This window comes from Campylobacter sp. RM15925, assembly GCF_012978775.1.
Taxonomy (GTDB): domain Bacteria; phylum Campylobacterota; class Campylobacteria; order Campylobacterales; family Campylobacteraceae; genus Campylobacter_A; species Campylobacter_A canis.
Genome location: NZ_LIWP01000002.1, coordinates 102,849 through 121,474, shown reverse-complemented (window position 1 = coordinate 121,474; position 18,626 = coordinate 102,849). Strand labels below are relative to the sequence as shown.

Here is an 18,626-nt window from a genome sequence, read left to right as displayed (position 1 = left end):
ATAATGCACTAAAATTTGAATCAAATGAGGCATTATGCAGATAGATGATGAGTTACTTGCTAAGCTGGAAAAGCTTAGTTCGCTTGAAATAAGCGAGGATAAACGGGGGGAGATTAAGAGGCAACTTACTGAAATTTTGTCCTTTGTCGATGTTTTAAACGAGCTTGATTTAAGCAATGTCGAAGCTGTGGTAAGCTCCATAGACGGCGGTACTTTGCTTAGGGAAGATGTTGAGATCAAATCAGACGTAATAGATTCGATTTTAAAGCATGCTCCGGCAAGAAACGAACACTTTTTTGTCGTTCCTAAAATCATAGAGTGATCGCCATGACAGAGACCGGAAAATTTAGCACGAATTTAGAAACGTTTTTAAAGACTGTTGTTTATAACAAAGCGAGTGATTTACACCTTGTCGCAAGAAGTGCGCCTCAGATAAGAATAGACGGCACTTTAAGACCTCTTGAAATGGGAGTTTTGACGGGTCATGACATACAAGATATCTGTTATGCTCTCATAACCGACGCCCAAAAGAGTGAACTGGAAGAGAAAAAAGAGCTTGATTTTGCTATAGAGTTGCCTAATATCGGACGTTTTAGAGGTAACTACTACTACACTATGAACGGTGATTTAGCGGCGGCATTTCGTATAATTCCTACCGAGATTCCTTCGCTTGATGATCTTAGAGCGCCTTCAATCTTTAAAGAGATAGTAAAGCGCGAAAAGGGCATGATACTTGTTACGGGACCTACGGGAAGCGGTAAATCAACCACTCTTGCGGCGATGCTCAATGAGATAAATTTAAACGAAAGAAAACATATAATAACCATCGAGGATCCGGTAGAATTCGTTCATGAAAATAAAAAATCCCTATTTTCTCATAGAAATATAGGTACCGATACGCATTCTTACGCACAAGCGCTTAAGTACTCACTTCGTGAAGATCCTGATATAATACTTGTAGGCGAGATGCGTGATAGAGAGACCATATCTATCGCTATAACAGCTGCTGAAACGGGACACCTTGTCTTTGCCACTCTTCACACCAACTCAGCCATACAGACTATAAACCGTATTATAGATAGCTTTGAAGGCGGAGAGCAAATTCAGGTAAGAAACATGCTGTCCGTTTCGCTAACGGCGGTTATCTCTCAAAGTCTTATGCCTAAAAACGGCGGAGGGCGTATAGCCGTTCATGAAATTTTGATAAACAACCCTGCGATTGCCAACCTCATAAGAGAGAACAAAGTTCATCAAATTTACTCTCAAATGCAACTAAATCAGCAAATGACAGGCATGACTACTCAAACGCAAGCTCTAACTAAAGCCGTAAGATCGGGTCAGATCACAAAAGATATGGCGATGAGATATTCAACAAGCCAGCAAGAATTAGCCGGCGTGATAGGAATGTAGATGGATTTTGCTAATATAAGTATTTTTGATATCTGTGTGGGTGTTCTTGTTTTGATGCTTGGCATAAAGGGCATTATGCACGGTCTTATAAGAGAAATTTTTGGACTTATAGGACTTATAGGCGGTATCGTAGTTGCAAGCAGATTTGTAAATGAAGCGGGTAAATTTATAAACGATAAAATTTATAAGCTTGATAACGATTCCATAATACATTTTGTAGGGTTTTTATCCATACTTATAGTTTTTTGGGTGGTTTGCTTAGCCATAGGTATGTTTTTATCAAAGCTTTTAGATCTAAGCGGTCTTGGGATTTTAAACAAGATCGGCGGATTTATAATGGGAAGTGCCAAAATTTTCTTGATATTTGCAGTTTTGGTAGTAACGGTCGCTAATATCGGAGTTCTAGACAGCAAGCTAAAACCGTATCTGAAAGACAGTATCCTTTATCCCGTGCTTTTACAAACCGGCAAATGGATAATGAATATAGACGTAAATGAAGTAAAGCAAAATATACAAAACACTATACAACCACCTATAAATACGACATTAAAAGATGAAATTTCGATTGATTCAAACAATACCGTAGATAGCAACACAACACAAAAGGAGTAAAAGATGATTGAAAATTTAGAATATGACGCACTGCTTGAAAAATTCAAAAAAGTTTTAAAAGAAAATGGGCTTAAGTATACTCAGCAGCGTGAAGTTTTACTAAAAACTCTTTATAATAACGACGAGCATTTTACGCCTGAGAAATTATATCTGTTTATCAAAGAGGCTCACCCTGAGCTAAATATAGGCATCGCAACAGTTTATAGAACTCTAAATTTGCTTGAAGAATCAGAGATGGTTACTTCAATCAGCTTTGGCTCTCAAGGCAAAAAATTTGAACTTGCCACAAAGCCTCACCACGATCATATGATATGCAGACGTTGCGGCGTCATAATAGAATTTGAAGATCACACTATAGAAAAAAGACAGATGAATATAGCAAAAGAGCACGGATTTAAACTAACCGGCCACATGATGCAACTTTACGGAATTTGTAAAGATTGTAGCAAAAAAATTTAAAAGGTAAAGTAGTGATATTTGAAAATCAGCTGGAAATTCAAAGATTAAAAACCATCGAGGAGTTAAGGCAAATGGGTATAAACCCATATCCTCACTTCTTAAGACGAGATATGAATATCTCAAAATTCAGACTTAAATTTAACCATATCAAAGATACCGAGTCAAAGAGTGCCGAAGGGCAGTTTGTAAGCCTTGCGGGTCGCGTTAAGCTAATACGCGATGCTGGCAAAGCGATATTTGCCAATATCGAAGATGAAGATGGAAATTTACAAATTTATTTTAGCAACAAGACTCTTGATCCAGACTGGTTTAAAGTCGTAAAGAAAAATATCGAAGTAGGCGACATCATATTTATTAGAGGCTATGCTTTTGTAACTAGAACGGGTGAATTTTCTATGCATGTTAGCGAACTTACTCTAGCTACTAAGGCTATCTGCCCGCTTCCTGAAAAGTATCACGGGCTTGTGGATATCGAGACTAGATATCGCCAAAGATACCTTGATATGATCATGAATCCTGAGGTAAGGACGGATTTTAAAAAGCGCTCTATCATAGTTAGCACTATAAGAAGATTTTTTGAAGATAAGGGCTTTTTAGAAGTTGAAACCCCGATGATGCACCCGATAGCAGGCGGAGCTAACGCTAAGCCGTTTGTAACTTTTCATAACGCTCTTGGTATAAATCGCTATATGAGAATTGCGCCTGAGCTTTACCTCAAGCGTCTTATAGTAGGAGGATTTGAAGCCGTTTATGAGATGAATAGAAATTTCAGAAATGAAGGCATGGATCTAACTCACAATCCTGAATTTACAAGTATCGAATTTTACTGGGCGTATCACACATATCACGATCTTATGGGACTTACGGAAGAGCTGTTTGGAGTGTTGTTTGATAAGCTTGATATGGAAAAAGTTGTAGAATTTGACGGAATGCAGATCGATTTTTCAAAGCCTTTCAAGAGGATGAGTTATAAAAAGGCTCTCATTGAAGTAGGCGAAATTCCGGCAGATGTAATTGAAGATAAGGATAAAATTTTAGCTAAGTTAAAGGCCGATGGATTTGAGGCAAACGCCAAGCTTGATTTGGGTCATTTGCAAGCCGAGCTTTTTGATAATTACGTAGAAAGCAAGCTTATAAATCCGACTTTTATTATAGATTTTCCTATTTCTATTAGCCCGCTTTCAAGAAGAAGCGACTCTAATCCTGAAATAGCCGAAAGATTTGAGCTCTTTATTGCAGGACGAGAGATAGCAAACGGATTTAACGAGCTTAATGATCCGATAGATCAGTATAACCGCTTCTCTGAGCAAATTAAAGCTAAAGATGCCGGCAATGACGAAGCGCACGCCATGGATGAGGATTACGTAAAGGCTCTTGGATACGCTATGCCACCGACCGCAGGGCAAGGTATAGGCATAGATAGACTTGTTATGCTGCTAACTAATAAAAAATCCATTCGGGATGTGGTGTTGTTTCCTGCGATGAGACCTCTTAAAAACGAAATCAAGGAGAATGAAAAATGAGTTTACAAAACTATGATAAAGAAATTTTTGACTTAACACAAGCCGAGCTAAAGCGTCAATGCGATCATTTAGAGATGATAGCTAGCGAGAATTTCACCTATCCTGAAGTGATGGAAGTGATGGGCTCAATCCTTACAAACAAATACGCCGAGGGCTATCCGGGTAAGCGCTACTACGGCGGATGCGAATTTGTAGATCAGATCGAGCAGATCGCTATAGATAGATGTAAAGAGCTTTTTGGTTGCGAATTTGCAAACGTTCAGCCAAATTCGGGCTCTCAAGCAAACCAAGGCGTATATGGAGCGCTTTTAAATCCGGGAGATAAAATTTTAGGTATGGATTTAAGCCATGGCGGACACCTTACGCACGGTGCAAAGGTAAGTAGCTCGGGTAAAATTTATGAGAGCTTTTTTTACGGAGTTGAGCTTGACGGCAGGATAAACTACGAAAGAGTGCTTGATATCGCTAAAATCGTAAAACCAAAAATGATAGTTTGCGGAGCTAGTGCTTATACAAGAGAGATTGAATTTAAGAAATTTCGCGAGATAGCCGATGAGGTTGGTGCGATATTATTTGCGGATGTAGCTCATATCGCAGGACTTGTCGTTGCAGGCGAGCATCAAAATCCGTTTCCGCATTGTGACGTGGTAAGCTCGACGACTCACAAGACGTTAAGAGGACCTCGCGGCGGTATCATAATGACAAACAACGAAGAGTATGCTAAAAAGATAAATTCGGCAATTTTCCCCGGAATTCAAGGCGGGCCACTTGTGCATGTTATTGCAGGTAAGGCGGTAGGATTTAAGCATAACTTATCTCCTGAGTGGAAAATTTATGCGAAACAAGTTAAGGCAAACGCTAAAAAACTGGGCGAAGTGCTAATGGCTAGAGGATACGATCTAGTAAGCGGAGGCACTGATAATCACCTAATCTTAATGAGCTTTTTAAATAAAGAATTTAGCGGTAAAGAGGCTGATATAGCTCTTGGAAATGCAGGAATTACTGTTAATAAAAACACGGTTCCGGGCGAGACAAGAAGCCCTTTTGTAACAAGCGGAATTCGTGTAGGAAGCCCGGCGCTTACTGCTAGAGGAATGAAAGAGGGCGAATTTGAGATTATCGCAAATAAGATAGCCGACGTGCTTGATGATATAAATAATACAGAGCTTCAAAACAAGATAAAAGCCGAACTAAAAGAGCTTGCGAGCAAATTTATCATCTATGATAGAGCAATGTATTAATGCAAAATATAGATATAACGCTAATTAAGATGATCACGACTCATTATTGGGTCAAGCGCGATAATATCGTAAATAAGATTGATCACAAAGGAAGGATATTTTTTAATAAATTTGAAAAAATTGACGAACCGTTAAATTTTCAAGTGATAAAAGATCATAACGAAGGCAAGATTATTGCAGCGCACTCTTTGATAAGTGCAAGCGATAAGGTTGAAAATATCGTATTTGATTATAACGGACGCACGCCCGAGCGATTTTGGCACAGGGCACAGTTGTTGCTTAGAGAAGAGGGGTATATAAATTTTACGGCGTATGAGACCAAGACACCTGGGCATTTGCACCTGTATATACACAAAGGTCACACAACGCTAAATGAAGGCTATCAGCTGGCAAGCAAGCTATCCATGCTTTTGTCTCAGCGGCTAGCAAAGGAGTGGAGAGTGTTTCCGACACTTGAAGTTCCAAGAGATTTTAACATACTTACTTTGCCCTATAAGGTCTATCAAAAGGAACGTGGGGCATCGTGGTCTAAGCATATGTAAGGAGATAAGATGGAATATAATGAATTACGAGATATCATGCTCGAAAAAAATGATGAAAAAAAAGGTAAAAACACAAAGAAAATTTTAATGCTCATCGCGCTTGCGCTTATAGTATTTTTAGGTGTTTTGGTTGCGATGAAAATTTTAAACTCAAGCGGGCAAGATAGCACTGTAGCGCAGCCTGATTCAAGACTTGTGCTTCCTCCGGAACCGCAGGCGCCTAAACCTACGCCTCCTGCTACAACCAAGACTCAAGATGGTGCTTTAGCTCAAAACGAAGCTAAGCCGGTGCCTGCTCCTGTGCAGCCAAAGCCTGAAGAGCCGGCTAAAAATGACGAGTTGTTCCAGCAAGTTCCTATTATACCGGAAGGAAAGACGCAAGATAGTTTTGAGGATATGGTTAAGGCTTTAAAAGATAAAGATTCTAAGCATAAGCAAGAGCAAAATTTAACCGTTGAACAAGAGCCTAAGACTATACAAAAAATTATAGAGCCCGAGAAAAAAGCTAGCGAAACTACTAAAAAAGCAGACGCTAAAGCAGAAAAATCTGCAAAGCAAGAGCCTAAAATAACAGTAGTTAAGCCAAAAGAAGAAGTGAAAAAGCCTGAGAAAAAAGCAGAGCAGCCTAAAAAAGATACACCTGCTTCTAAAGCCGACTCAAAAGATCCTAGTGTAACTCCGCCTAGTGGGACTTATATCCAAGTATTTGCCGTTAGTAAATTTGATGAAAATTCAGCAGAGATAAGAAAGCTTAAGGCAAACGGTTATGCTTATAATCTCTACGGAACTACGGTTAAAGGAAATAAAGTAATTAAAATTCTAGTAGGTCCTTATAGCAGCAAAGAGCTTGCGAGCGAGCTAGCTAAAATTAAGAAAAACATTGCAAGCGGTGCATTTATAGTAAATATTAAGTGATGAAATTCTTTACCGTTTTTGGAAATCCTATTTCACACTCCATTTCGCCAAGGCTTCATAACTTGGCTCTTAGCGAAATGGGGCTTGACGGGATTTATTCAAGATATCTGCTTGAAGACGGATCAAATTTAGTCAATAAATTTAAAGAGCTAAAACTTAATGGAGCCAACATAACCGTTCCTCATAAGGAGATAGCTCTAAATCAATGCGACGTAGTTGAAGAAAGCGCCTTAAAAATCGGCTCTGTAAATACAATCGTTTTAAAAAATGATGAAATTTACGGATACAACACGGATGCGTTCGGGTTTTTAAAAGCGATAGAAAATTTTGGCGAGATAAAATCAGCTCTCATTTTAGGAGCAGGCGGCACTGCTAAAGCGGTTGCTTATGCTCTTAGTAGCGCAAATGTCGATGTTTGCGTATTAAATAGAAGCTTGGCTAGGCTAGAAAATTTTGGCGAATTTAATAAATTTACTTGGGATAAATTTAAAATTCGTGATTTTGATTTGGTAGTAAATACTACTTCCGCAGGATTAAATGACGATAGCTTGCCTGTGCCAAAAGAAATTTTACAGGACGTTTTACGCCGAAGCAAATTTGCCTTTGATGTTGTCTACAATAAACCTACACCGTTTTTAACCTTAGCCGTTTCGCTTGGAGCTACTGCTAAAAACGGAAGCGATATGCTTCTTTATCAAGCGGTTTTAGCTCTAAATTTATTCTATTCAAACGAACTTGATGAAAGCAGGATAGAAGTCTCTATGAGGAAAGCTTTTTTGCTTTAATTGCACCTGCTGATTTATTAATTTTACATACAAATTTATCTACTGAGATTTCTCTAAATTTAGCCTTTTAAGCTCGCTTAAAATTTGCCTTTGAAGCTCGTTTTGCTCCTTTAAAAGCATTAACATATCATCTTGCTGCTTTGAGAGCTTTTCGGTAACTTTTGTTTGGCTATCGGTTAGGATAAATCTTTGAATTCGATCCACGTTTAAAAACGGCACGATTAGAAAACCTATGATAATAGCAAGCACAACTGCGATAATCGCACCTATTTTAAGCCATTTTTTTATACTCTGCATTTTTGCCTCACTTCTCTAAGCTGTTTGCCACATCGATGTAATAATCAATCTGATCTTGCTTTAATATACGTATAAGGTTGGTGCTACCCTCAACTCCGGCAGGATATCCCGCAGTCATTATATAAGTCTTATCTTTTTGGATGAATCCAAGATCGCACGCCTTTTTGGTTGTTTTGGCGATGATTAAATTTAGCATATCCTGCTCAACCGTAAAGGCGGGTATCACGCCCCAAGCCAGAGTTAGCGAATGAGCCGTTTCTTCATCATGAGTAACTGCGATGATATCGATATCCGTGCGGTATCTTGCCATTTTTATAGCCGATTTTCCCGAGCCCGTTACTGAAAGTATGCCGTCAACCTTAAGCTGAGTAGCAAGGCGTGTGGTGCTGGAGGCGACCATGTCGGTCTCATCGTAGTAGCTAAAAGCGTCAAATTTATTAAAAGGATAAATTTGCTGCACTTGCACGATAGTATTTTTCATCGCTTTTACGACGGCTACGGGGTTTTTGCCTATGGCACTTTCTTCGCTTAGCATGACCGCGTCGGTACCGTCAAGGATAGCGTTAGCCACATCGCTTATCTCGGCTCTTGTTGCGGTTTCATGCTCTGTCATGCTTAGCATCATTTGAGTTGCCGTGATGACTGGTTTGGCCGCTTCATTTGCTTTTTTGATGATTAGCTTTTGTATGGTTGGCACTTTGTAATAGGGCACCTCTATACCAAGATCGCCGCGCGCAACCATGATCCCGTCGCTTACCGCTATGATCTCGTCTATATTTTCTACGGCGTCAAATTTCTCTATCTTGGCGTAAATTTTAGCTTTTGAGCCAAAGGTTTTTAAAATTTCTCTTGCTTTGATGATGTCGTTTGCGTTTTGCACAAAGGATATCGCTACGAAATTTACCCCGTTTTGAGCACCAAATTTAAGATCTTCTTTGTCTTTTGGCGTAATAACTTCAATATTTATCTTTGTATTCGGGAAATTTACTCCCTTGTTTGAGCTTAAAATTCCGTTATTTTCTATCATCGCCTCTACGACTTTTCCGCTTTTTATGACTCTTGCACGGATTGAGCCGTCATATAAGTAGATGTATTCTCCTTCTTTTAATATAGGTAAAATTTGAGGCTGGTTGATGCTTAGCTTGTAGCGATTTTGTGCAGTTTGCTCGCCTAGTATTTCAGTGCCGTAAACCTCTATGATATCGCCCGCTTTGAGTGCAAAAGGCTCTTTGAGCTTACCTATCCTTATTTTTGGTCCGCAGATATCTTGAAAGACGCCGATGCGATAGTTTAGCTTTTTTTCTATTCTTCTTATCTTTTCTATATTTGCTTTGTGATATTCGTGCGTACCGTGGCTGAAATTTAGTCTAAACGCATTTACTCCGGCTTCTACAAGCTCTTCAAGTATCTCTTCGCTTTCGCTCGCAGGTCCGATGGTCGCTAGAATTTTTGTCTTTTTTATCATAGTTGCCCTTGATTTGATTTTGGTAATTCTATCTAAATTTTAGAAACAAAATAGTTACAATTCGTAGCTTTTAACGAAAAACGAAACTTTTATCTACACATTTTTATAAAGCCTCTTGCAAAATTTTATATAATTCCTAGATATTTTTAACCTAAAGGAGAGATAATGTTTTTAAACGCGATGAAGCCAAAAGCGGTTTTAGCTGTTTTATTAACGATGGCTGCGGTAACTTTTGGCTTTGCGGACAGCAAGACATATAAACTTAAAGTAGCTAGTACTTGGGAGAGCACTACACCGGTGCTTGGAGATGCGATTAAGGAATTTAAGCGCCTTGCCGAAGAGATGTCGGGAGGAAGACTTGAGATAAGAGTTGATCACCCGTCAAAGCACAAGTCGCCATTTGGCATACTTGATTTTGTAAAGAGCGGACAATACGATATCGGACACACGGCTTCTTATTATTATAAAGGAAAAGATGCAAGAACTATGTTTTTTACCGCACTTCCTTTTGGTATGACGGCAAGCGAGCTTCGCGCTTGGTATGAATTTGGCGGCGGCAAAGAGCTTGAGGCTAAAGTTTATGATAGATACAACATCAAAGTATTTAACGCGGGCGACACAGGCACTCAAATGGGCGGTTGGTTTAAAAAAGAGGTTAAGAGCTTAGATGATCTCAAAGGCCTAAAGGTGCGAATTCCGGGCTTTGGCGGTGAGGTTATGGCTAAACTTGGCGTAGTGATAAACACAATTCCTATCGGCGAGCTTTATATGGCGCTTGAGATGGGGACGATTGACTCTGTAGAGTGGGTAAGCCCTGCTTTTGATATGGGGCTTGGCTTTCATAAGGTTGCTAAATTTTACTACACCGGCTGGCAAGAACCAAGCGGTCAGACTCAGTTTTTCGTAAATAAAAAGAGCTTTGAAAAGCTACCTGCGGATCTAAGGGCGATTTTAGAAGGAGCTATGAATAAAGTCGCAAGCGATCTTTTCACAAAAGCGTATTATGAAAATAGCGAATTTTGGAACAAGATGAAAAGCGAATTTCCTGATATTCAGGTTAAGTCATTTCCTGAAGATGTGATGAGTGCGCTTAAGAAGGCGACTGATGAAATTTTAGACGAAGAGGCGAGCAAGGACACGCTGTTTAAAGAAATTCTTGATTCTCAAAGAGCGTTTTTAAAAAAAGCTAGAGAATGGACTAAAATTTCTGAGTTTTCTTATATAGAAAAATCTTCAAAATAATCAACTTAAATTTACGGCTTAATGCCGTAAATTTTAAATCATACAAAGAGATAATCATCAAATTTTAAGCTTGAACTATCGGCTTTTAAAATTTGACTTGCGAATTTTAGAAATTTGAATTTGTGCCAAAACAAGGCTTGTGGCTTAGTATATGGTTTATTTGATTTTATAAATTTAAGGCTTTTATACGCTTTCTTAGTTTGCAGATTAAACGTAAATTTATACCTGCGTTCTGCTTTCAATCGCCTTCATGAGCGAGAGTAGATCGATGTTTTCAAGGCTAACTCCGGTCGGAACTCCTTGAGCTATCTTGCTAAATTTTACATTTAGATCTTTTAGCTGATCTTCGATAAAGAGCATAAGCGCGTCGCTGTTTATGTTTGGCGTGAAGGCGAAAATTATCTCTTGGGCGCCGTTTTTGACTATCATATTTTCAAGCTTGCCGATATTTTCAGGAGTTATCTCATCAAGCACGAAGTATAGCCCGCTATAAATTCCGTTTTGCTCAAGCACTAAGATATCTTTTGCGTTTTCCACTACGGCTACAAGGGTACTGTCGCGCTTTTCATCGCTGCAGATATCGCATATCTCGTTTTCGCTAAGCCCGCCGCAAATTTGGCATTTTCTTGTAAATCTAACAGCATCTTCTATGCTTTGAGCCAGCTTAAGCCCGCCAAAAGTATCTTGCAAGCAGACGTGATAAGCAAAGCGTTGGGCTGATTTTTTGCCGACTCCGGGAAGCTTTTCAAACGCGGACACAAGCTCGTTAAATTTCTCAAGCCCTTTTTTCAACTGCTTCCTTTGGTTTTGCATTTATGCAAAAGATGTGATAACCGTCTTTGTAGGAGTATGTGAGGCTAAATTTGTGCATCTTGCAAATTTGTTCGATGATGTATAGTCCAAGCCCCATTCCTGCGCTTTTGCTATTTTTTTCTCTGATAAAAGCTTGCATATAATAATCAATCGGTTTTTCAAGCGGTTTGCCCAAATTTTTAACGTAAATTTCGTTTTTATCGCAGATTATATGCGCTTTTTTATCATCGGCGTACTTTATGGCGTTATCGATCAAATTTTTAAGCGCTAGAGTAAAGAGCTGAAAATCCACGCGAAGTAGCATGTCGTCGTTGATCTCGCAGGATACTTTTTCTTCGAATTTATCAAGCATGAGCATATCTTTAACCTGATCCATGATGATAGAAAAGAAGCACTCTTGGTAGTTGAGCGCATAACTTTTAGATAGTAGCTGCTCGATTTTAGCAAATTCGTTTATAAGCATATCAAGCTTTTCAAATATGGTTATTAGCCTGTTTTTTTGCGTTTCGTTTTGCACCATTTCAGATACTATCCGACCCTTGCCGATAGGGGTTTTCAGCTCGTGCATAATAGTTCTTAAAAACAGTTGGCGCGAGCGGATAAGCTCTCTAATCTTGCTTGCAGCGTTATCAAATTCAATCGCGACTCGCGAAATTTCATCATCCGTTTTTACTATTTTCGGAGAGATTATCTCTACGTCCATATTGCCGGCGGCAAATTTTCGCATATCGTTACCAAGTTTTTTAAGCGGAGCAAGTGAGTTGATAACCGAAATATATAGCGATACAAGCAGGGTTGTCGTGATAAAAAATCCTATCCAAAGCGGATCGTTTATGTTTTTAGCGTCATTGCTCTCAAGCAGAATTTGAAAAGCTGAATTTTTGATATGCAAAAAAACATTGTCTTTGTAGTGGATTGATTGCATCATGCCTATTGGGGTTTGCTTGGCTTGAACCACATGCCCGTTTGCGATGATGTCTGCGGCTAAATTTTTATTATCCACGTAGGTTAAACCGAAGTTTTTAAAATACTGCGAGAGGTCGCTTGGCGGATTTGAGCGCTCATAAAGATCGACAAGATAAGTTATTGCACTCATCTGCTTGTCTTTAGTCTTTTCGAGCATATCGTTTAGTTGTATGTTGCCAAAAGTTAAAAGCAACATACAAACAAGTGAGAAAGCGATAGCAAATACTACCGTTATTTTCGTGGTTATAGAGTAGCGTATCATCCTACGAGTTTATAGCCTATTCCTCTTACCGAAAAGATATGTTTAGGGCTTTTTGAGTTATCGCCTATCTTTGCCCTTAATCTTCCTATGATGACATCTAAGCTCTTTGAGTCTTTATCTTTTAGGCTTTTACAGTTATATACCAGCTGCTCGCGAGATACCGAAAAGCTGTGCTGCTTGATAAGATAAGTAAGTATCTCATATTCTGCAGGAGTTAGGGTTAAGGCTTCGTTGTTATAGTAAATTTCATGTCTTTTTTCATCTATTCTAAAGAGTGAATCAATCGTCTCTTCAACGCTTTCGCTAGTCTTTTTGTATCTGCGAATTAAGCTCATGATGCGAGCGTGCATCTCTTTTGGATCGTATGGTTTTGGCAGGTAATCATCAGCACCTATTTGAAGACCTACGACCTTATCGCTTATATCGCTTCTAGCTGAAGAGATAATGATAGGTATATCGTATTTTTCGCGAATTTCTTTGCAAACTTCAAGTCCGTCCATTCCCGGTAACGTAAGATCAAGAATGATCAAATCATAATTTTTTATCCCCGCACTTAGTCCGAGGTAAGGATCTTCGAAATTTGTAACTTTGATGTTAAAACTATCTAGGTATTCAGACAAAATTTGAGCAAATTCCGGATCGTCTTCAATCATTAAAACATTAATCATTTTGTTTCCTTTCTTACTATGATAGCGCAATTATAACTAAAAATTTTAAAATTATAGAAAACACAAAGCCAACTCGCACCGCTCGTATATTTTGATTAAAAAATGATAAATAAAATTTAATTTAGTTTAAATAGGATAAAATCGCCTTTTAAAATAGATGAATTTAGGAGATTTTTTTGGAGATTGATTACTACGAAATTTTAGAAATCAGTAAAACAAGCGATCAAGAAACTATAAAAAAGGCGTTTAGAAAACTTGCTCTTAAGTATCACCCGGATAGAAACCAAGGAAATAAAGAGACTGAAGATAAATTTAAGCTTATAAACGAAGCTTATCAGGTGCTAAGCGATGAGGAGAAAAGGAGCATTTACGATAGATACGGCAAATCAGGCCTTCAAGGCGGCATGGGCGGCTTTAGCGGATTTGGAGCGGATTTTGATTTGGGAGATATATTTAGCTCGTTTTTTGGCGGAGATTTTGGCGGCACAAGCAGGAAGAAAAGAAGCCTAGATAAATATCCGCTTGACTTTGAGATATCAATAGGGATAGAATTTAACGAAGCGATTTTCGGTATAGAAAAAGAGCTTGAGTATAAAGTTAAAAAGCCGTGTGCAAGCTGTAAAGGTACAGGCTCAAAAGACGGCTTGCATCAGACTTGTCCGCATTGTCACGGAAGAGGTCGCATAAGCCAGCAGCGCGGATTTATGAGCTTCGTGCAGGAGTGTCCGTATTGCCACGGCACCGGCGAAGTGGTAAAAGAGCGATGCGGCAAGTGTAGCGGCGTAGGATACGAAGAGGAAAAGCATAGCGTCAAGATAAATGTCCCTGCCGGCGTTGATGACGGTATGAGGATGAGAGTTGGCGGTAAAGGCAATGTCTCGGTTGATGGAAGCAGAGGAGATCTTTACGTAAATATCTCCGTTGAGCCGGATGAGCACTTCGTAAGAAACGGTAATGACGTTTATATCGAAATTCCTGTGTTTTTTACTCAGGCGATGCTTGGCGAGACGATAACTATACCGACGCTTAAGGGCACGACTGAGCTAAAATTGCCGATAGGGGCTAAAGATAAGCAGCAATTTGTCTTTGAAAACGAAGGCGTAAAAAGTATAAATAGCAAAAAAGTGGGTCGCTTGATAGCTCAAATTTCGGTTCAAACTCCAAGTAAGCTAAATGACGAGCAAAGAGAGCTTTTAAACAAGCTTCAGGCGAGTTTTGGTATAGAAGGCGGCAAAAGTAGTGCCGATGAAAGCGTCTTTGATAAGGTTATAAACTGGTTTAAAGGCGATAGTCCGCAAGAAAAAAAGAGTGATAAATAAAATTTCTATAAAAAGGAGAATTAAGATGAGGAAATTTATCCTTGCTTTAACTGTCGGAGCTTTGGCTTTGTGGGCAAACATGAACAACGCTGAAGCGATGTGCGAAGGCGGAAACTTTGTAAGTTGCAATGATTTAGGCACGGCTTATATGAAAGAGGGCGACAAGCAAGACTTTAAAAAAGCTTTTGAGCTATTTACCAAGGCGTGCGACGGCGGACACGCTCTAGCTTGCAGTAATCTCGGAGTGCTCTATGCAAACGGACAAGGCGTAAAGCAAGATAACAAAAAGGCTATCTTGTTATATAGGGCTGCATGCGATGCCGGCGAATACAGAGCGTGCAATAATCTTGCCGAGCTTTACGATAAAGCTTTTGGCGTAGAGAGAAACTTAAGAACTGCTAAAAAGCACTACGGTAGAGCTTGCGAGCTAGGATATCAGCCTGCGTGCGATAACTACAAAACGCTAAAAGCAAAGGGTTATTAAGCTTAAAATTTAGCAAATTTGACTTGAAATTTTAGACTTTCAAGTCAAATTTATCTTCTATTTATAAATTCATAAAATTGCTAACAAATTTAAGCAAATATCTAGTAGTTAAATTATAGAATTTGATTTTTGATATCAATAAAAGTCCAAAATCAATGATAAAAATTTTATACGTTTTGCTCTTTTTCACTCTCGTTTTAAACGCCGGAATTGATAATTTAAGCGACGAAGAGGCGCTTTGTAATGCAGGAGATGCAAGAAGCTGTCTTGTCGCAGGAGCTTCTTTGCTTGAAGAAGACGAGAGAGGCTATAAAAAAGGAGTTAAATTTCATAAAAAAGCTTGCGATATGGGGCTTGGCTTTGCTTGCTACTGCGTTGGAAGCTTTTATTTGAATGGAGCATTTGGATTAACTATGAACCGCCATAAGGCGAGTGAGTTTTTTCATGCTGCTTGTAATCTTGATGAACCTTTAGGGTGTCGCTATCTTGCATTTGTTTATTTTGAAGAAGGTACCAAAGAGCAGGATATAAAAGCAAATAATCTTTTAAAAAAAGCTTGTTTGCTTAATGATATCATCTCTTGCAAAGAGCTTGGAATTTCTTACGCTCTAGCAGCCAAGCTTGAGCTTAAATATCCAAAAATTAACGCCTCTTTTCAAATGTCTTGCGAGATAAACGACTCTTTGGAGTGTTATCTTGCCGCGACACGTTACGCAACATCGTTTGAAACTAGCCAAAACCAAAAAATTATTAATGAGTCTTTTTACAAGTATTGCAAATTCGGATATGCAAAGGCTTGCTTGGAAATCGCTTATTTATATTATGACGGGGTTGATCTTAAGCTTAGCTATGAAAGAGCGGGCGAACTTTTTAAAACGGCTTGCGACGGCAAACTAATGCAGGCTTGCTATGAGCTGGGATCTTTGTATGAGAGCGGATATGGTGTCGATATGGACATAAATAGAGCTAAAGAGCTTTATAAAAACGCTTGCGAAAATGAATTTTTAGATGGTTGCATTGCGCTTGGAAATCTATACAACAGCTCTTTATACGGCGCTATTGATTATGAAAAAGCCGCAAATTTATTTACCATGGCTTGTGAGGGAGGATATCCGGGCGCTTGTATGAATTTAGGATTTTTGTACTATGAAGGAAAGGGAGTAAATAAAGACAAAGCAAGAGCGAATAAGTTACTAAAAATGGGTTGTGATATGGGATATGAGGATAGTTGCGAATTTTATAAAAGCTATGAGGAGCTAGAAAAGAAAAGCCACTAAACGCTTGGCAAATTTGCTCTTAAAATTTAGCCTTAAATTTCACTATCTTTAAGAGCTTTTATTTTATTTGCTACGCTTTTGTTTGTAACTTTTGTTATTTCGCTAAGCTGGGCGCTTAATATGCTTTCAAAATTTCCATAAAATTTAATGAGCTTGGCGATACTTCCTGCTGAAATTCCCGCATTTGCAAGCTTGCTGGCGTGCAAATCCTTTTTCTTTTTGCTTTTTTGATGAAAGGTTATGGCAAAGCGGTGCGCCTCATCGCGCAATCTCTGAAAAAACTGAAGCCTTTTGTCGTCCGTAGCGAGCGAAAATACTCCTTTTGCGGTGTAAATTTTATCCTTTGCGGCTCCTTTTGCTCGGTGCGCCTTAGCGTCTATTTTTTCTTTTGATATTGCGATCACATCGATATTTGCACCGCTGCTTTTTAAAATTTCGTTAGCTAAATTCAAAAGAGCCTCGCCCCCGTCTATCACCCACAGATCGGGCGGAGCCAGCTTGTCAAAGCGTAAAGCCCTGTTTATAAGCATTTCTTTCATCTGATCATAGTCGTTTCTAGCTTCTAAATGCACATGACGATATCGCTCTTTTACAAATTCGCCGTTATCAAAGCATATCATCGCTCCAACGCAAGCTTCGCCAAACATATGAGAGTTGTCAAATGCTTCGATCCTATAAGGCGTGTGAGTGAGTTCAAAATACTCTTTAAGCGAGCGTAAAAAGTCATTATCGTGGCTTTTTATATAGTTTTTGATAGAAATTTCGGCGTTTGTTTTAGCCATCTCGCAAATTCGCTTTTTTTCGCCTATTTTTGGAGTTTTGACGCTAAAATTTTTGCCGTGCCTTTTGCTTAAAATTTCCTCTATCAAGCTTGCATCTTCAAATTCGTCATTAGTATAAATTTTAGTCGTTATCACCGGGCTATCTATGCTAAAGCTTTCTAAGATGATCTGCTTGTAAGCCTCGTTTATCTCTTCGCTTGAGGCGGTTTTAGACGGAGTTATGTTTTGATTTACACCGATTATTTTGCCGTTTTGCACGCTAAATCTAACCGCGCAGATAAAATTTTCATGCAGATTTATGGCAAATACTTCAAAGTCTTCAAGTTTGGCAAGATCAACTTCTATCTTTACTTCCAAATCTTTTATTATTTCTATCTTGTCGCGAATTTTAGCCGCTTGTTCGTAGTTTTGGTTTTTTGCGTATTGCATCATCAAATTTGACAAATTTGCTTGCAAATTATGCGGATTTTGCAAAGCGTTTATGGCCGAATTTACGATTTTAGCGTACTCTTCTTTGGTTATTTTGCCTTCACACGGCGCTTCGCAACGCTTGATCTGATAAAATAAACAGGATTTTTTGCCCTTGACGCAACTTCTTTTTTGAACGAGCTTAAAATTTAGATAAAGCGCTTCAAGCATCTCTCGTCCTCCCTTAAAATAGGGCCCGAAGTATTTGATATTTTTGCCTTTTATAATCCTGCGAGTAATGTCAAATCGTGGAAATTCATCGTCAAAATCGACATATATGTAAGGATAGGTCTTATCATCTCGCAAAAGAATATTGTATTTTGGCTTTAGCTGCTTGATGAAAGAGTTTTCAAGTATCAGCGCGTCGGCTTCGCTTGGAGTTACTATGTATTCAAGACGAACTGTTTGGCTTATCATTTTAAAAATTCTAGCTCCTACTTTAGGTGAAGGCGTAAGAGAAGGTGTGAAGCTAAAGTAGCTCTTAACGCGGTTTTTTAAATTTTTAGCCTTGCCTACGTAAAGAAGCTTATCGAATTTGTCAAAATACTGATAAATTCCCGGGCTGTTTGGCAGCGAGCGAATCTCGTCAATTAGCATCTAAATTCGACCTTATAGCCTCTCGAATGTTCTCAAATTTAGCGTGAATTTGAGGGTTTTTGGCTAGATTTATAAATTTGCCTTTGGATTTTTCTATGTAAATTTGTTTTTTTGCGATTTTAGGTGTAACGCTAAAGCGCAAATTTTTAGTAACGAAAAATTTTATATCTGAAATTTGACCTAAAATAGAGCCTTCGTTTGCGCTAGCATAAATTTTTAATAAGCCTTTTAACATATTTATATTACTATCTCGTTTAAACTCTTGAAGCCCCAAAGGGTGCTTAAGGGCAAAAAACAAAATGCTGTTTTTAACGTAGCAAAAGGCTATGATGCGCTGGTGGTTTAAGCTTAGTAGCTTAACGAATTTAGCGCACTCGCTTTGGTTTTTTAGCTTATAAAAAAAGGGATTGTTTACGATATGATTTATGATAAATTTAGCGTCTTTCATAAGGCGATTTTAGCATTTTTTTTGTTAATTTTTCTTAGCGGGTGCGGGTAT

21 protein-coding genes are annotated in these 18,626 nt (G+C 38.7%); 13 read left to right on the top strand and 8 right to left on the bottom strand.

From position 1 onward, the window contains the following. Positions 1-34: 34 nt before the first annotated feature. From gatC to CDOM15925_RS01900, 9 genes are read left to right on the top strand one after another with little or no spacing between them, the layout of a single operon-like run. Positions 35-322 (top strand): Asp-tRNA(Asn)/Glu-tRNA(Gln) amidotransferase subunit GatC, encoded by a 288-nt coding sequence (gatC, locus tag CDOM15925_RS01940; protein WP_169940538.1) that lies wholly within the window; start codon positions 35-37, stop codon positions 320-322. Positions 323-327: 5 nt separating this feature from the next. Further along, positions 328-1,410 (top strand): type IV pilus twitching motility protein PilT, encoded by a 1,083-nt coding sequence (locus CDOM15925_RS01935; protein WP_169940536.1) that lies wholly within the window; start codon positions 328-330, stop codon positions 1,408-1,410. Beyond that, entirely contained in the window at positions 1,411-2,022 is a 612-nt protein-coding gene (locus CDOM15925_RS01930; protein WP_169940534.1) for a CvpA family protein, read from the top strand. 3 nt (positions 2,023-2,025) lie between these two features. Further along, a complete protein-coding gene (locus CDOM15925_RS01925) occupies positions 2,026-2,481 on the top strand; it encodes a Fur family transcriptional regulator (RefSeq protein WP_169940532.1) in 456 nt (151 codons plus the stop codon). Between the two features lie 14 nt (positions 2,482-2,495). Then, positions 2,496-4,004 (top strand): lysine--tRNA ligase, encoded by a 1,509-nt coding sequence (gene lysS / locus CDOM15925_RS01920; RefSeq protein ID WP_349644308.1) that lies wholly within the window; start codon positions 2,496-2,498, stop codon positions 4,002-4,004. Then, complete coding sequence (locus CDOM15925_RS01915) at positions 4,001-5,245, top strand: serine hydroxymethyltransferase (protein ID WP_169940528.1); 1,245 nt, start codon at positions 4,001-4,003, stop codon at positions 5,243-5,245. The genes lysS and CDOM15925_RS01915 overlap by 4 nt, the downstream gene beginning before the upstream one ends. Then, complete coding sequence (locus CDOM15925_RS01910; RefSeq protein ID WP_169940526.1) at positions 5,245-5,787, top strand: DUF1882 domain-containing protein; 543 nt, start codon at positions 5,245-5,247, stop codon at positions 5,785-5,787. The genes CDOM15925_RS01915 and CDOM15925_RS01910 overlap by 1 nt, the downstream gene beginning before the upstream one ends. A 9-nt stretch (positions 5,788-5,796) precedes the next feature. After that, positions 5,797-6,702 (top strand): SPOR domain-containing protein, encoded by a 906-nt coding sequence (locus CDOM15925_RS01905; RefSeq protein WP_169940524.1) that lies wholly within the window; start codon positions 5,797-5,799, stop codon positions 6,700-6,702. Beyond that, complete coding sequence (locus tag CDOM15925_RS01900; protein WP_169940522.1) at positions 6,702-7,487, top strand: shikimate dehydrogenase; 786 nt, start codon at positions 6,702-6,704, stop codon at positions 7,485-7,487. Before CDOM15925_RS01905 ends, CDOM15925_RS01900 begins: the two co-directional genes overlap by 1 nt. A gap of 39 nt (positions 7,488-7,526) precedes the next feature. On the opposite strand, the gene CDOM15925_RS01895 is transcribed toward CDOM15925_RS01900, so the two are convergent. Together CDOM15925_RS01895 and pyk are read right to left on the bottom strand one after the other, a co-directional pair. Next, positions 7,527-7,784 (bottom strand): hypothetical protein, encoded by a 258-nt coding sequence (locus CDOM15925_RS01895; RefSeq protein WP_169940520.1) that lies wholly within the window; start codon positions 7,782-7,784, stop codon positions 7,527-7,529. Between the two features lie 7 nt (positions 7,785-7,791). After that, positions 7,792-9,249, bottom strand: a complete 1,458-nt coding sequence (gene pyk / locus CDOM15925_RS01890) for a pyruvate kinase (protein ID WP_169940518.1) — start codon at positions 9,247-9,249, stop codon at positions 7,792-7,794. Between the two features lie 165 nt (positions 9,250-9,414). Between pyk and CDOM15925_RS01885 the strand changes: the two genes are divergently transcribed. Further along, positions 9,415-10,491, top strand: a complete 1,077-nt coding sequence (locus CDOM15925_RS01885; RefSeq protein ID WP_502707272.1) for a TRAP transporter substrate-binding protein — start codon at positions 9,415-9,417, stop codon at positions 10,489-10,491. A 38-nt stretch (positions 10,492-10,529) separates the two neighbouring features. Here CDOM15925_RS01885 and CDOM15925_RS01880 read toward each other — a convergent pair whose 3' ends face one another. From CDOM15925_RS01880 to CDOM15925_RS01865, 4 genes are read right to left on the bottom strand one after another with little or no spacing between them, the layout of a single operon-like run. Beyond that, positions 10,530-10,733 carry a hypothetical protein gene (locus tag CDOM15925_RS01880; protein ID WP_169940516.1) on the bottom strand — a complete coding sequence of 68 codons (204 nt, stop codon included), beginning with the start codon at positions 10,731-10,733 and terminating at the stop codon, positions 10,530-10,532. Next, positions 10,711-11,283, bottom strand: coding sequence for a recombination mediator RecR (recR, locus tag CDOM15925_RS01875; RefSeq protein WP_169940514.1), 573 nt, complete (start codon positions 11,281-11,283; stop codon positions 10,711-10,713). Before recR ends, CDOM15925_RS01880 begins: the two co-directional genes overlap by 23 nt. Then, the gene (locus tag CDOM15925_RS01870; protein WP_169940696.1) at positions 11,267-12,529 is read right to left on the bottom strand and encodes an ArsS family sensor histidine kinase; all 1,263 of its coding nucleotides are present in this window, start codon (positions 12,527-12,529) and stop codon (positions 11,267-11,269) included. The genes recR and CDOM15925_RS01870 overlap by 17 nt, the downstream gene beginning before the upstream one ends. Then, entirely contained in the window at positions 12,529-13,200 is a 672-nt protein-coding gene (locus tag CDOM15925_RS01865; RefSeq protein ID WP_169940512.1) for a response regulator transcription factor, read from the bottom strand. Before CDOM15925_RS01865 ends, CDOM15925_RS01870 begins: the two co-directional genes overlap by 1 nt. 176 nt (positions 13,201-13,376) lie before the next feature. Between CDOM15925_RS01865 and dnaJ the strand changes: the two genes are divergently transcribed. From dnaJ to CDOM15925_RS01850, 3 genes are all read left to right on the top strand, one after another. After that, complete coding sequence (dnaJ, locus tag CDOM15925_RS01860) at positions 13,377-14,519, top strand: molecular chaperone DnaJ (protein ID WP_169940510.1); 1,143 nt, start codon at positions 13,377-13,379, stop codon at positions 14,517-14,519. Positions 14,520-14,544: 25 nt separating this feature from the next. Then, complete coding sequence (locus tag CDOM15925_RS01855; protein WP_169940508.1) at positions 14,545-15,003, top strand: tetratricopeptide repeat protein; 459 nt, start codon at positions 14,545-14,547, stop codon at positions 15,001-15,003. A gap of 155 nt (positions 15,004-15,158) precedes the next feature. After that, complete coding sequence (locus CDOM15925_RS01850) at positions 15,159-16,280, top strand: tetratricopeptide repeat protein (RefSeq protein WP_169940506.1); 1,122 nt, start codon at positions 15,159-15,161, stop codon at positions 16,278-16,280. Positions 16,281-16,312: 32 nt separating this feature from the next. Here the strand turns inward: CDOM15925_RS01850 and uvrC are convergent, their stop codons facing one another. Together uvrC and CDOM15925_RS01840 are read right to left on the bottom strand one after the other, a co-directional pair. Next, positions 16,313-18,127 (bottom strand): excinuclease ABC subunit UvrC, encoded by a 1,815-nt coding sequence (gene uvrC / locus CDOM15925_RS01845; RefSeq protein WP_169940504.1) that lies wholly within the window; start codon positions 18,125-18,127, stop codon positions 16,313-16,315. After that, complete coding sequence (locus CDOM15925_RS01840; protein ID WP_169940502.1) at positions 18,117-18,575, bottom strand: hypothetical protein; 459 nt, start codon at positions 18,573-18,575, stop codon at positions 18,117-18,119. Before CDOM15925_RS01840 ends, uvrC begins: the two co-directional genes overlap by 11 nt. Between the last annotated feature and the right edge of the window lie 51 nt (positions 18,576-18,626).